The 13,653-nt window shown below is 68.6% G+C and carries 14 protein-coding genes; 6 read left to right on the top strand and 8 right to left on the bottom strand.

What is annotated here, in order from left to right; all coding sequences use genetic code 11:
* Window positions 1-71: 71 nt before the first annotated feature.
* Entirely contained in the window at window positions 72-1,748 is a 1,677-nt protein-coding gene (locus tag OH809_RS30645) for a regulator (RefSeq protein WP_406418780.1), read from the bottom strand.
* Between the two features lie 465 nt (window positions 1,749-2,213).
* Here OH809_RS30645 and lipB point away from each other — a divergent pair, with 465 nt between their 5' ends.
* The 4 genes from lipB (at window position 2,214) to OH809_RS30625 (ending at window position 5,334) form a co-directional block, all read left to right on the top strand.
* Complete coding sequence (lipB, locus tag OH809_RS30640) at window positions 2,214-3,011, top strand: lipoyl(octanoyl) transferase LipB (RefSeq protein ID WP_366689817.1); 798 nt, start codon at window positions 2,214-2,216, stop codon at window positions 3,009-3,011.
* A gap of 126 nt (window positions 3,012-3,137) precedes the next feature.
* Window positions 3,138-4,103, top strand: a complete 966-nt coding sequence (gene lipA, locus OH809_RS30635; protein WP_406418782.1) for a lipoyl synthase — start codon at window positions 3,138-3,140, stop codon at window positions 4,101-4,103.
* A gap of 303 nt (window positions 4,104-4,406) precedes the next feature.
* Window positions 4,407-4,607 carry a hypothetical protein gene (locus OH809_RS30630; protein WP_037693926.1) on the top strand — a complete coding sequence of 67 codons (201 nt, stop codon included), beginning with the start codon at window positions 4,407-4,409 and terminating at the stop codon, window positions 4,605-4,607.
* Window positions 4,608-4,626: 19 nt separating this feature from the next.
* On the top strand, window positions 4,627-5,334 hold the full coding sequence (locus OH809_RS30625) for a DUF4191 domain-containing protein (protein WP_406418784.1): 708 nt from the start codon (window positions 4,627-4,629) through the stop codon (window positions 5,332-5,334).
* Window positions 5,335-5,423: 89 nt separating this feature from the next.
* Here the strand turns inward: OH809_RS30625 and OH809_RS30620 are convergent, their stop codons facing one another.
* Window positions 5,424-5,891 (bottom strand): RDD family protein, encoded by a 468-nt coding sequence (locus OH809_RS30620; protein WP_406418786.1) that lies wholly within the window; start codon window positions 5,889-5,891, stop codon window positions 5,424-5,426.
* Window positions 5,892-6,144: 253 nt separating this feature from the next.
* Here OH809_RS30620 and glnA point away from each other — a divergent pair, with 253 nt between their 5' ends.
* On the top strand, window positions 6,145-7,554 hold the full coding sequence (glnA, locus tag OH809_RS30615) for a type I glutamate--ammonia ligase (RefSeq protein WP_406418787.1): 1,410 nt from the start codon (window positions 6,145-6,147) through the stop codon (window positions 7,552-7,554).
* Window positions 7,555-7,667: 113 nt separating this feature from the next.
* Here the strand turns inward: glnA and OH809_RS30610 are convergent, their stop codons facing one another.
* The 4 genes from OH809_RS30610 to OH809_RS30595 form a co-directional block, all read right to left on the bottom strand.
* The gene (locus OH809_RS30610) at window positions 7,668-7,892 is read right to left on the bottom strand and encodes a tyrosine-type recombinase/integrase (RefSeq protein WP_406418788.1); all 225 of its coding nucleotides are present in this window, start codon (window positions 7,890-7,892) and stop codon (window positions 7,668-7,670) included.
* Between the two features lie 84 nt (window positions 7,893-7,976).
* Window positions 7,977-9,443: a SpoIIE family protein phosphatase gene (locus OH809_RS30605; RefSeq protein ID WP_406418790.1), complete on the bottom strand. Its 1,467-nt coding sequence runs from the start codon at window positions 9,441-9,443 to the stop codon at window positions 7,977-7,979.
* A 405-nt stretch (window positions 9,444-9,848) separates the two neighbouring features.
* The gene (locus tag OH809_RS30600; protein ID WP_406418792.1) at window positions 9,849-10,493 is read right to left on the bottom strand and encodes an SMI1/KNR4 family protein; all 645 of its coding nucleotides are present in this window, start codon (window positions 10,491-10,493) and stop codon (window positions 9,849-9,851) included.
* Between the two features lie 440 nt (window positions 10,494-10,933).
* Entirely contained in the window at window positions 10,934-11,503 is a 570-nt protein-coding gene (locus OH809_RS30595; protein ID WP_406418794.1) for a hypothetical protein, read from the bottom strand.
* A gap of 202 nt (window positions 11,504-11,705) precedes the next feature.
* Here OH809_RS30595 and OH809_RS30590 point away from each other — a divergent pair, with 202 nt between their 5' ends.
* Window positions 11,706-12,608, top strand: coding sequence for a helix-turn-helix transcriptional regulator (locus OH809_RS30590; protein ID WP_406418795.1), 903 nt, complete (start codon window positions 11,706-11,708; stop codon window positions 12,606-12,608).
* A gap of 143 nt (window positions 12,609-12,751) precedes the next feature.
* Here the strand turns inward: OH809_RS30590 and OH809_RS30585 are convergent, their stop codons facing one another.
* Together OH809_RS30585 and OH809_RS30580 are read right to left on the bottom strand one after the other, a co-directional pair.
* On the bottom strand, window positions 12,752-13,234 hold the full coding sequence (locus tag OH809_RS30585) for a hypothetical protein (protein ID WP_406418797.1): 483 nt from the start codon (window positions 13,232-13,234) through the stop codon (window positions 12,752-12,754).
* Window positions 13,235-13,383: 149 nt separating this feature from the next.
* Window positions 13,384-13,653: a hypothetical protein gene (locus OH809_RS30580; protein WP_406418799.1), complete on the bottom strand. Its 270-nt coding sequence runs from the start codon at window positions 13,651-13,653 to the stop codon at window positions 13,384-13,386.

The raw sequence follows: 13,653 nt of genomic DNA, 5'->3' as shown, positions 1-13,653 counted from the left end.
TCCGGGCCACCACCCGTTCTGTCGTGCGCAGGAGTCACGCGGAAGCGTCATCCCTGGTCACGCGGGAGGGATCACCCGAGGGCCGCGACCCGGTCCCGGTATCCGCGTACCGCAGCCGCGTCCCGGTACGGCTCAAGGCGGCGCTCGAAGTCCCGTACGTACTCCGTCGCCCGAACCGACCGCATCTCCGCCGCCTGCTGGGCCGCCTCGGCGCCGAGCAGACACGCCTGGTCGAGCTCACCGAGCCCGAGCCGGGCGGACGCCAGCACCACCCGGCAGAACAGCCTGCTCCGGGCGTACCCCGGGGCGCGCAGCTGCAGCGAGCGCTCCGCGTGCTGGGCGGCGGCCCGGTACTGCTGCAGATCGCGGTGGCAGTGCCCGAACTCGTCGGCGAGCTGCGCCTCGTCGAAGTAGCGCGCCCAGTACGGGACGTCGTCCCCGGGCCGGGCGGTCTCCAGCGCGCGTTCCGCCCGCGCCAGCGAGGCCGCGCAGGTCCTGGCCTCACCGAGCACGCCGTGCCCGCGCGCTTCGACGGCGTGCAGCAGGGCCAGCACGACGGGCGGCGCCGACGAGCCGATGCCCTGCTGGGCGACGCGCGCCAGCTGGACGGCTTCCCTGCCGTGCCCGAGATAGACCGCCTGCCGGCTCATGGTGATCAGCACGTAACTGCCGTACGCCCGGTCCCCCGCCGCCTGCGCGAGCCGCAGCGCCTGGACGAAGTAGCGCTGGGCGAGACCGTGCGCCGCGATGTCGTACGAGGTCCAGCCCGCCAGCCGGGTCAGATCGGCGGCGGCCGAGAAGAGCCGCCGTCCGGTGGCCTCCCCGTACGTCCCGCGGAGCATCGGCTCGGCCTCGTGCTCCAGGTAGCGGACGAGGGCCTGGCGGGCGTGGCCGCCGCCGTAGGCGTTGTCCAGGGTGCGGAAGAGCTCGCCGACGCAACGCAGGGCGGCGACATCGCCGCTGCTGACCTTCTGGCCGGCTCCGCGGTCGGTCTGCCGCTGCCGGGGGACGCCGGGAGCGCCGGTTGCCGACGGCACCAGGTGCACCGGAGGCCCGGCGGAGGCGGAGGACGACGCGGCGGGCCCGGAGGGCCTGGCGGGCGCGGGCCCCCGGGCGCCGTATCGGCCCCCGGACCCGCTCGCCCCATGCAATCCATGCGCCCCCGGGTGGGCCGTGGCGTGCGCTCCGGCGTGCGAACCACGGGTCCCGTCTGCCCCCACCGGCCCGCGCTGCGCACCGAGCACCGGCGCCGCCCGGGTCCCGCTGCCCCCGCCGGGGCCAGCCGTCCCGCTCCCCCGCCCCACCCACTCGTCGGCCCGTCCGATCAGCCAGTCGCGGCTGGGCACCACGAGCCCGGCCGGGGTGAAGGCGATCTTGCGCAGCTCCGCATGGCTGCCCGAGTCCTTCCGCCACAGGCCGCTGACGATGTCCACCGCCTCGGCCGGGGTGGCGGCGAACTCCAGACCGGCGTAGACGGGCACACACCCGCCGAGGCCCAGGTCCTGCGCGGAGAGCCGGCGCCCGAGCCGCCGGGTGAAGACCTCGGCGATCAGTGCGGGGGTGGTCCCGCGCGGTTGCTGGCCGCGCAGCCAGCGAGTCACGGAGGTCTTGTCGTAGCGCAGATCCAGGCCGTGTTCGAGGCCGAGCTGGTCCACCCGGCGGGCGAGACCGGCGTTCGAGAATCCGGCTTCGGTGATGAGCGAGGCGAGCTGGCGGTTGGGGGTGCGCTGCGGAGGTCGTTCCGACATCAGCTGTACGGTCTCCTGCCTTCGGGGCCGGGCGGGCAGCCCTTAGACCGACCGGCAATTGGGGGGTGGGTGAAGGAGCGGGGCTGGGGTGCGTGCATCGCAAGGCGGAGGATTGAGCCAGATGGGGTCTCCCCTGCTCGAGCGAAGCCGAGAGCTTGGGGAAGGAGCCATGGTGATTGACGACAACGCCGCGAGGTGCGTGCCCCAGCCCCGTGACGCCGCCCCCCAATTGCCGGTCGGTCTTATGGAACGGCGCGAATTTAGCGGGCCCTACGGCGGCCGCAGTCTCCTTCGCTTCACATTCATCCGATCGTGTGAGGATTGGGGGTGGCGCTGACGGGAACAACCTGCCGGGCCACCGCTCCCGGGGCGGTCGTACAGTGGCCCGGGGCGCGAATCAGTGCATGGTGACGTGGTTCCGGGGCGCCCCCCGGCTCCCGGTACCGCAAGTAGGGAGACATCTCCGTGAGTGAGCTTCGGTTCGTCCGGCTGGGATTCGGCGAGGAAGCCGTCGACTACCAGGAGGCCTGGCAGAAGCAGCGCGAGGTGCACGCGGCCCGGTTCGAGGACACTGTTCCCGACACCTGTCTGCTGCTGGAACACCCGCCGGTCTACACGGCGGGACGACGTACGACCGACAGTGAGCGCCCCCTGGACGGCACTCCGGTCGTCGACGTGGACCGCGGCGGAAAGATCACCTGGCACGGTCCCGGGCAGCTCGTCGGCTACCCGATCCAGAAGCTGCCGCGCCCGGTGGATGTCGTGGCGCATGTCCGCAGGCTGGAGGACGCGCTGATCCGTACGGCTGCCGAGTTCGGTCTGGAGACCAGCCGGGTCGAGGGCCGCAGCGGAGTCTGGGTGCTCGGCGACCCGGTCGAGGAGCGTCCATCGCTCGGCGGCCTCTCCCTCGACTTCGACCCGCGGCTGCACGACGAGGAGTTCGACCCGCGGCTGAACGGCCCCGAGTACGCCCCGTCCAACGCCGGTCAGCGCCGCGAGGACCGCAAGCTGGCGGCGATCGGCATCCGGGTCGCCAAGGGTGTGACCATGCACGGCTTCGCGCTGAACGTGAACCCGGACAACACCTGGTTCGACCGGATCGTGCCGTGCGGCATCCGCGATGCGGGCGTCACCTCGCTCGCGTACGAACTGGGCCGCGACGTCACGATCGCGGAGGTGCTGCCAGTGGTCGAGAAGCACCTGAAGGACGTCCTGGAGAACGCGGAGCTCGCCCCGCGGGAGATCGACCGGGCCTCGGCCTGACCCGGATCCCCGGGAATGGCCCGGCCCACCTCCTGGTTGCCCAGGGGCAAGGGCCACACCCCAACCGCACAAATAGCGGGCGTACCCTGGTGTTCGCCGAAGAATCGAAGTCGTAGGGAGCCGGACGTGTCCGCTGTCGCACCCGACGGGCGCAAGATGTTGCGCCTGGAGGTCCGGAACAGCCAGACCCCCATCGAGCGCAAGCCCGAGTGGATCAAAACCCGGGCGAAGATGGGGCCCGAGTACAACCAGCTGCAGAAGCTCGTGAAGAGCGAGGGTCTGCACACGGTGTGCCAGGAGGCCGGCTGCCCGAACATCTTCGAGTGCTGGGAGGACCGTGAGGCCACCTTCCTCATCGGTGGTGACCAGTGCACCCGGCGCTGTGACTTCTGTCAGATCGACACGGGCAAGCCGCAGGCGCTGGACCGGGACGAGCCCCGCCGCGTCGGCGAGTCGGTCGTCACGATGGACCTGAACTACGCCACGATCACCGGCGTCGCCCGCGACGACCTGGAGGACGGCGGAGCCTGGCTGTACGCGGAGACCGTGCGCCAGATCCACGCGCTGACGGCGGAGCGCGAGGCCGGTGCCACCAAGGTCGAGCTGCTGATCCCCGACTTCAACGCGGAGCCCGAGCAGCTCGCCGAGGTCTTCTCCTCGCGCCCCGAGGTGCTCGCGCACAACGTCGAGACGGTGCCACGGATCTTCAAGCGGATCCGCCCCGGTTTCCGTTACGAGCGTTCCCTGGAGGTCATCACGCGGGCCCGCGAGGCCGGTCTGGTGACCAAGTCGAACCTCATCCTCGGTATGGGCGAGACCCGCGAGGAAGTGAGCGAGGCACTCCAGGACCTGTACGACGCGGGTTGCGAGCTCATCACGATCACGCAGTACCTGCGGCCCTCCGTGCGCCACCACCCGGTCGAGCGCTGGGTGAAGCCGCACGAGTTCGTGGAGCTGAAGGAGGAGGCCGACGAGATCGGCTACTCCGGTGTGATGTCCGGGCCGCTGGTCCGTTCCTCGTACCGGGCCGGCCGGCTCTTCCAGCAGGCGATCGAGCGGCGCGGCGCGGTCACGGCCGCGCCCACTGCCTGACCGGACTGTGTGAATTCGCGCACAAGAAGCTACTGAACGGTACTGGCTGGATCGACGCGGCCCATACGCTCCCCGCAGGTCGGGGACGCGTATGGGCCGCGTCGGCGTGCGCGGCGCTCATATCAAGGTTTCATTGGTGTTTGACCGAAAGGTCATGCGCTGGTAACACCGAGCAGTGACTCTGGATGCACGCAGCGCAGTGGTTCTCACGGCTGCCGCCGCCACTGCTCACCGTATCCAGCCCGCGCAAGCAACTCCTGTAACCCACTCACTCCGCGCATCCGTTCCGAGGGGACTTCCACGATGCAGGCCGTGCCGGTACGCGCCACCGCCATTCCGTCCGTCACCGATGCTCTCCGCGCCGTCGAGTCACTGCTGCTGAGCAGCGGCCAGCGCACCGCCCGCCGCAACGCCTGGACGGCCGTCCTCGAGGACCGCCGCCGGGCCAAGGACCGGGTCGAGACCGAGTACGTACTGGAGGCCGTGGCCGACCACCGTTCCTAGGCCACGTAAACTTCAGTACATGGCGAGGAAGGCAAACACTGACGGCGCGGACAGCGTCGAGAACGCGGGGCGGCTCAAGCAGATCGCCCTGACCTACAAGATGACCCGGCGGGCCGACCCCAAGATCGGTCTTGTCGTCGCGGGTGTGGGAATCGTCACCTTCGGTGTCCTCCTCGCCATCGGCTTCTTGATCGGCCACCCGATCTACGTGGGCATCCTGGGCTTCGTGCTGGCCCTCCTCGCGATGGCGATCGTCTTCGGGCGGCGCGCCGAGCGGGCGGCCTTCGGGCAGATGGAGGGACAGCCGGGCGCTGCGGCGGCCGTGCTGGACCGCGTGGGCCGCGGCTGGACCACGACTCCGGCGGTAGCGATGAACCGCAGCCAGGACGTCGTCCATCGGGCCGTCGGCAAAGCGGGCATCGTGCTGGTGGGCGAGGGCAACCCGAACCGGGTCAAGCTCCTGCTGGCGGCCGAGAAGAAGAAGATGGCCCGCATCCTCGTGGACGTACCCGTGCACGACATCATCGTCGGCAACGACGAGGGCCAGGTGCCGCTGAAGAAGGTCCGCACCAAGATGCTGAAGATGCCGCGGGTCCTGACCGGCCCGCAGGTGACTGCGGCCAACGACCGGCTGCGGGCGATGGGCGACCTGATGAGCAACATGCCGCTGCCGAAGGGCCCGATGCCGAAGGGTATGCGGATGCCGCGCGGCGGCAAGATGCGCTGACGCCACACACCCGACGCACAAGAGGGCGGGCTGTGAACCACTGAGGTTCGCAGCCCGCCCTCTTCACATCTCCGCTCGTCGGACCGCTCTCAGATCCGCACCTGCACGGCGCGCGAGAGCCGGTCGTGCAGCCCGCGCCCGTCGCGGTCCCAGACCAGAGCCGGAATCGCCAGGCACAGCAGCACGCTCCGGATGATCACCCGCCCGAAACCGAGCCGACCGCCGCCCTCGCCGACGACACGAATACCCAGGATGCGCTTGCCCGGCGTACATCCGACGGTCCCGACGGTGAGCACACTCAGTACGGCAAAGATCCCGAGGGCCCAGTTCCCGGCGGCCTGCTGGTCACCGCGAGCGAACAGCCCGTATGCGATCAGCAGGCAGAGCGCCCAGTCGACGAAAAGGGCGCCGAAGCGCCGGCCGAGCGACGCGATCGCCCCCGGCCCTTCTTCGGGCAGACCGAGCCGCTTGCCGCGGTAGCCGAAATCGGCGCCCATCTCCTCGGCGGCCGCACGCGGCCCGGAGAGCCACGATCCGATTGCTTTCCTGTTGTCCACCCGTCCACGGTACTGGGCCCGCCTTCACGCCCTGCCGGGTGGGGGCCTCCGGACGCGCGGACGCGGCCCTCGCCGCCGCCCCGTTACACCTCCGAGGTGCCGCCGACACCCGCCTCGGTTAACTTCGGCGAAACAAATGGGTCATGCTTGAGAAATCCGGTCTGCCTATGGTCGGGTCCAGCGTGTGCCACCGCACTGGCCGCACAGAGAGCTACAACCCCGTCCCTCCCGGGCCGGGAGTAGGAGGAGTTGGATGTTCCAGAACGCCGACGACGCGAAGAAGTACATCGCCGACGAAGATGTCAAGTTCATCGACGTCCGGTTCTGTGACCTGCCCGGTGTGATGCAGCACTTCACCATCCCGGCAGCGGCATTCGACCCGACCGAGGAACTGGCCTTCGACGGCTCGTCGATCCGCGGCTTCCAGGCCATCCACGAGTCCGACATGGCGCTCCGCGCGGACCTGTCGACGGCCCGTGTCGACCCGTTCCGCCGCGACAAGACCGTCAACATCAACTTCTTCATCCACGACCCGATCACCGGCGAGCAGTACAGCCGTGACCCGCGCAACGTGGCCAAGAAGGCCGAGGCGTACCTCACCTCCACCGGCATCGCCGACACCGCGTACTTCGGCCCCGAGGCCGAGTTCTACGTCTTCGACAACGTCCGCTTCCAGACGTCGGCGAACGAGAGCTTCTACCACATCGACTCCGAGGCCGGCGCCTGGAACACCGGCTCCGAAGAGAACAACCGGGGTTACAAGGTCCGCTACAAGGGCGGCTACTTCCCGGTCCCGCCGGTCGACCACTTCGCCGATCTGCGTGCCGAGATCTCCCTTGAGCTGGACAAGAACGGCCTCCAGGTCGAGCGCCAGCACCACGAGGTCGGCACCGCCGGCCAGGCCGAGATCAACTACAAGTTCAACACGCTGCTCGCCGCGGCCGACGACCTGATGCTCTTCAAGTACATCGTGAAGAACGTCGCCTGGCGCAACGGCAAGACCGCGACCTTCATGCCGAAGCCGATCTTCGGCGACAACGGCTCGGGCATGCACGTCCACCAGTCCCTGTGGGCCGGCGGCGACCCGCTGTTCTACGACGAGCAGGGCTACGCGGGTCTCTCGGACATCGCCCGCTACTACATCGGCGGCATCCTCAAGCACGCACCGTCGCTGCTGGCCTTCACGAACCCGACGGTGAACTCGTACCACCGCCTGGTCCCCGGCTTCGAGGCCCCGGTCAACATGGTCTACTCGCAGCGCAACCGCTCCGCCGCGATGCGTATCCCGATCACGGGCTCGAACCCGAAGGCCAAGCGCGTCGAGTTCCGCGCCCCGGACCCGTCGTCCAACCCGTACCTGGCCTTCTCGGCGCTGCTGATGGCCGGCCTCGACGGCGTGAAGAACAAGATCGAGCCGGCCGAGCCGATCGACAAGGACCTGTACGAGCTGGCTCCCGAGGAGCACGCCAACGTCCAGCAGGTCCCGACCTCGCTCCCCGCCGTCCTGGACGCCCTGGAGGCGGACCACGAGTACCTCCTCGCGGGCGGCGTCTTCACGTCCGACCTGATCGAGACGTGGATCGACTTCAAGCGCACCAACGAGATCGCCCCGATTCAGCTGCGCCCGCACCCGCACGAGTTCGAGCTCTACTTCGACATTTAAGAACGTCACAGGTCAGAGCAGACTTTTCGCTCGCCTGGGCCGTCTGTGGGCCGTCGGCCGTGCCCTTCCCTCACCGGAAGGCACGGCCGACGGCCTTTCCTGTCGGGTGCCGCTCAGGCTGCGACGGACGCCGCTCCGTCGTCTTCCTCGCCCACTCCGCCCACCCCGAACGCGGCGTCGATCGCCTTCCTGGCACGGTCCTGACTGTTCGGCATCAGGTGGGTGTACGTCCGCAGAGTGAAGCCGGGGTCCGAGTGCCCAAGGTATTGCGCGAGGGCCTTGATGTTCTCGCCCGCGTCCAAGAGAACCGACGCGTAGTAGTGCCGCAGCGCGTGCATGCCGTGCTCGCGGGACGGACGTCTCCCCTCTCGGGGGCCGGCCCGGGCAGCAGGCCCCGGAGAGCTTCGGGCAGTCCCGCCCGGTCACGCAACCGATGCCGGGACGGGGACGACGGGAACTGATGGGGCTGACTGCTCGGCCCAGACGATCTTCCCGGTGGGGGTGAAGCGGGTCCCCCACCGCTCGGCGAACTGAGCGACGAGGAAGATTCCGCGACCGCCTTCGTCCATGTCCGTCGCGTAGCGCAGGTGCGGGGAGGTGCTACTGGCGTCGCTGACCTCCACCACCAGGTTGCTGTCGCGCAGAAGGCGCAGGTGGACAGGGGGTGCCCCGTAGCGGATGGCGTTGGTGACCAGCTCGCTGAGGATCAGTTCGGTGGTGAATGCCGTCTCCTCCAGGTTCCACTCGGCCAGCTTCGCGAACACCTCGGCGCGCAGGGCGGACACCGCGGCGGGAACGGCCGGGATATCCCATTCGGCGATACGGTCACGCGGAAACGCGCGGGTGCAGGCGATCAGGAGAGCGACGTCATCGACTGGACGGGCGGGTAGCACCGTCTCCAGGACCGTGTCGCACGTCTCCTCCGGGTCGGTCCCCGCGCCGGAGAGCGCGTCGCACAGCAGCTTCAGGCCGACCCCGATGTCGCGCTGCCGGTTCTCGATGAGCCCGTCGGTGTAGAGCACGAGCTGCGTGTCCTCCGGCAGCTGCCGCTCGGCAGCCTCAAAGCGCAGACCGCCTAGACCGAGCGGGGGTCCTTCGGCCAGGTCGAGAATCTCCACGCGGCCGTCCGGATGGACGATGGCCGGCGGAAAGTGACCGGCTCTTGCCATTGCGCAACTACAGGAGACCGGGTCGTAGATCGCATACAGGCACGTAGCCGCGATGGTCCCATCCTCGCTGGCGCCCGCCTCCGCATCCATCTGATTGACCACGTCGTCAAGGCGGGCCAGCAGCTCGTCGGGCGGCAGGTCAAGGGTGGAGAAATTGCGGACCGCGGTGCGCAGCCGACCCATGGTGACCGCGGAGCGCAGGCCATGGCCGACCACGTCCCCGACCACCAGGGCGGTGCGGAAGCCTGGGAGAGGGATCACGTCGAACCAGTCCCCGCCGACCTCGGCCTCGGCGGGCACGTACCGGCACGCCACCCGGACGGCGCTGGTGTCCGGCAGCACACGGGGCAGCAGGCTGCGTTGCAGCGTGGTGGCGATGGCGCGCTCGCGGGTGTAGCGGCGAGCCAGCTGAGAGACCGCTAGGCCGACCACGAGCAGCAGCCCTGCCGTGATGACGTCGTCCGTCTTGTTTATGCGGGTGAAGCTTTCGTACGGAGTGGTGAAGAAGAAGACGAACCACACGGCGGCGGACAGGGCCGTGAGGACCGCGGCCCAACGGTAACCGAGGGCGGCCACCGCCGCGACGACCAACATCAGGATCTGGGCCACGTTGGTGGGGGACAGGGTGCCTCGGACGGGCAGCAGGAGCGCGCAGACGGCGAGCGGGACTGTCACTGCCGCAAGGAGGGCGGTCAGCCCCTTGACCGGATCACGAGGCATGCCACACCTCCCTATCTCCGGTGTAGCAGGGCTCACGTGGCGCTGCCAGTCGATACGGGTCTGGCCGGAACGTCACCGGTTCGAAGGTCCTCGATGGCGTCCGCGACCCTGCGGAGGAGCGTGGGCATGTCACTTTGACCAGCTCCTGCCGGGTTCGCCTGCGCGGCCCACCAACTCCTCCCCGGCGTGGACTGGTCAGCCCTGCGCCCGTTGCGTGCCCGGTCCGGCGGGACGCAGCGGGGATTCACGGGGAACAGCGGCGCGGATCGCGCTCAGGCCCAGGTCAGGGAGTCACTACGCCAGCCGCCATCCGCATACGGCGTCTTCCGAACTGGTACTCCAGGCCGCACGGTGGCGCTTGACTGGGTCATTGAGACTCCACCGACCTCACTGTCCGCTGCGGCGTCATGACCGATGCAAGGTCCGGTCACCGCGCAGCGGTATGACGTCCCAGCACAGCCTCTGCTCCTCGTCCACTACCGGCGTGTAGCCGGTGACGGGCCGGGAGGTCTCGAGAGACGTGGCGATCGCCTCCATGAGCACCGGCAGGGACGTCCACATCTCGTGTGCTACGCGCATAATGCCTTCCACGACCTCGGCTTCATGGACGCGCCCCCGGTCGCTCTCGGGACGGTGGTCCAGTACGAGGTGATCCCCGCCGACGTTCCGCGCGATGGGGATCAGCTGCGGGTGTCCGTACAGGACGCTGCTGAACCCGGTCTTCATGAAGTCGTAGTCCGCCTCCTCTCCTTTCTCATCCGCCTCGCGCTTGTCGTAGAAGCCGGTGAAAAGTTGCCACGCAGCCGCGATCTCGCGTGCACTCATCGGTCTGTAGAACGCCGGCAGCAGCGAGCCCCGCTGGTCGAGGAGACCGTCGTGCCGCAGCAGCGACATCACCACGGGCTTCAGCAGTGGCCGGCCGATGACGCGTTCGGTCGCGGCGATGTCCGCCGGATCCGCGGGCGGCGCCAGCGCGGCGTAGGTCGCCGGGGCGTGCTCGGCCAGCCAGTTCTCGATGCGCGTCCACGACTCACTGATCGGTGCGGTCATGGCACGGCATCCTGCCACCTGGTACTGACAACCCCCTGGGAACAGCCAGACGGTGGCCGTGACCCCGATACATCCCACTGGGGCCGTCTCTGGGCCGTGCGAGGGGACTCGACGATGACAGGCGACGACCGCTAACCCGCAGGCCAGACGGGCGGCGGCTGGAGTGCGTGCAGGTCAGGAAGGTGCCGCGTCACTTCTTCGACACCTAAAGAGCGAGGCGGGCCGAGATCGGCCCGCCAAACAGCAGCGAGGGCCGCTACCCCAGACCATCGGGGTAGCGGCCCTCGTCGGCATTGACACAGATATTCGGGGGAAGGTGGCCCGCTGCCGCCGAGAACCGGCTGACCGGAGCAACGCGCAACCCGCGTGTCCCACGGGCTGCGCGTCCCCGGCGGCATGGTGACCGCCGGACAGGCCGGCTAGGCGGCGACTGGCTGGTGCTACATCGCCGGCGGCTGGGCAGGCGGCTGCTGGGCCGGCGGCTGGGCAGGCGGCTGCTGGGCCGGCGGCTGAACAGGCAGCTGCTGGGCCGGCGGCTGAACAGGCGGCTGAACAGGCGGCTGAACAGGCGGCTGAACAGGCGGCTGAACAGGCGGCTGGGCAGGCGGCTGGGCAGGCGGCTGGGCAGGCGGCTGCTGGTTGGTGTTTTGGTTGACGTTCTGGTTGACGTTCTGGTTCACGTTCTGGTTGACGTTCTGGTTGATGTTCTGGTTGAGGTTCTGGTTGAGGTTTCGGTTGATGTTCTGGTTGAGGTTACGGTTGAGGTTGGCGTTTCGGTTCAGCTGCAGGTTCCGCTGCAGCCCCTGCGACACGTTCCCAGCCCTGCACGCCGCCACCCCGGCGTTGAAGCTGAACGGATCGATAACCTGCGAGGGTGCTTTCGAGGGCGCCGCTGCCACCGGATCGGCTGCGGGTGAGGCGCCGAACGCGTTCCCGGCGAAACCCGCAGGCAACGCCAGAGAGGCGATAAGCACGGGGCTGAGCCGGAAAAGGTATCGCTTGCCACGCATGATTTTCTCCTTCGATCGCCGGAACGAGAGATAGGTGTTCGTTCCAGAACGGTGCTGCTTCCTCAGCACCTCGCACGGCCGAACGCCGCTTCCTGCATCAGGATCACACGTGGCAGAGCGCACATCCAGAAACCGACTATCCTAGGAGTAGGGGTCCCAGGTACTAACCATCCGAAACGTCGCCCAGCAAAGGGAACGATGGATGAATTACGACCAACGGCGAGCTCAGCTCGCGGACTTCCTCAGAACACGACGGCTGGCCATTCAGCCGGAAGAGGTGGGTCTTCCACCCCGGACATCAAGGCGAACCCCTGGCCTGCGCCGGGAAGACGTGGCCGACCTCGCGGGCATCAGCACCTGCTGGTACTCACGCCTTGAACAGGCCCGGAACATCCGGGTGTCCGACCACGTCCTCGACTCGCTGGCCGATGCCCTTCGCCTCAGCACCGAAGAGCACGACTACCTCATGGCCCTGGCGCGCGAGGACGCCCGTTCCAGCGCGAGCATTGCCCCGGACGGCGTGCCTCCGGCTCTCCAGCGCATCCTGGACAGCCAGCATCCACATCCGGCAATCGCCCTCGGCCCCCGTTTCAACATTCTGGCCTGGAACCAGGCCAGAACCGATGTCTACGGCGATCTGACCAAAATCCCCCCTGCGCACCGCCACATGCTCTGGCTCTTCTTCGGCGGATATCTGCGCGAGCTCATTCAGAACTGGGAGCCGAGCGCCCGCTCCGTGCTGGCAGAATTCCGCGCGGCCACCGGACTTTACGTCCACGAACCGTGGTTCACCACACTGGTCCGAGATCTGAGTCAGAACAGCAAGGAATTCCGCGGATGGTGGCAGCAGCACGAAATCGAAAGTCGCCACATCACCACCCGGGAAGTGCGGCATCCCTCTGTCGGCCGCATGGTGCTGGAGGAGAGCGCGCTCGTTGTCGACGACCGCTCAGGCCGACGAATCATTCTCGAGATCCCGCAACCCGGCACCGGCACCGAGAACAAGCTGACGGCGCTTTCCCGGCGATCCCACCAAGTACAGGCTCCGCCGCGCCACGTGCATCGAAAGCCGACTTCAGGAAAACAACGGCACAACCACTTCTGAACCTGATGCCTGGTAACCAAATTGCTCGGTCCGAGCATCACTTGGGGCGTCGGCCGCTGGCCCATGACCGGGCGGACCAGCGGTGGCCGCCGCACCGGGTGGTAAGCCGTTCTTCGGACCGGACGGTGGCAGTGGTGGTGCGATCAGTGCCGCAGAGCCGTCCCCACGTCGACCTTGACGTCACCCGACAGCTTGCGGTTGCTGCGGGCGATGGCGTCCTTGGAGGACTTCGGCCCGACGTCGTCGATCGTCACCACCACCGTGTCGAGCAGGTTGCCGCTCGCGTCACGGAAGGTGACCTGCACGGCGTAGGACTTCGCCGAGTCGATGCCATTCGTCACGGTGATCTTCGAGGTGGCGCGGCCGTCGTGGTCGGTGCTCACCGCGCCCAGCTTGACGTCGCCCTTGGCGTTCACGCCGTTCTTGAAGCCTCTCAGTCTCTCGCCCGCGGCAGCAGTCGCCGAGGCCACCACATCTGAACCCCTGGATGCCACCGACGCTGCGGCGGAGGCCGCTCCGGACGCCGTGGTGGAGGCGCCGCCGCCGTGCGAACAGGCACCGGCGGTCGACATCACGGCCGTCGTCAGCAGCACGGCCCACAGGCCTCGCGCGGCTTTCCTCGTCATCGTTCCTCCCAGCACTCGCCCGTCGCCCCAGTCAAAGGGTCCGCAGGCCGCACCGCATGCCCGGTATGCCGGACGGGTGAAGGGCCGGGCCAGGGTGTGTGCGCATGTGCCTGTGCCCCCGGCCTCCGGGGGCACAGGCTTCCGGTCCGTCAGCGGCCGTAGCGGATCAGGGCGCGGACCATGCGGCAGGTGGTGTCGGACGGCGGGTGGATGCCGATGCGCTCGGCAGTCGTGCGTATCGTGTCGTTGTCAGCGCTCGACGGGTAGTAGACGCCTGTGTCGAGCAGGGCGATCGCCAGACGCATGGCCTTCAGGCGGCGGTTGTGGGAGACGTACCACTCGCGGGGCCGGCCCGCGGGGAGCGGCTTCTTCTGCAGGGGCTTGTGGAGCGGCTTGGTCGTGGCTGCGGCAACGGCCAT

Source organism: Streptomyces sp. NBC_00873 (assembly GCF_045207415.1).
Lineage (GTDB): Bacteria > Actinomycetota > Actinomycetes > Streptomycetales > Streptomycetaceae > Streptomyces.
This window is presented reverse-complemented; position numbering and strand designations above follow the sequence as displayed.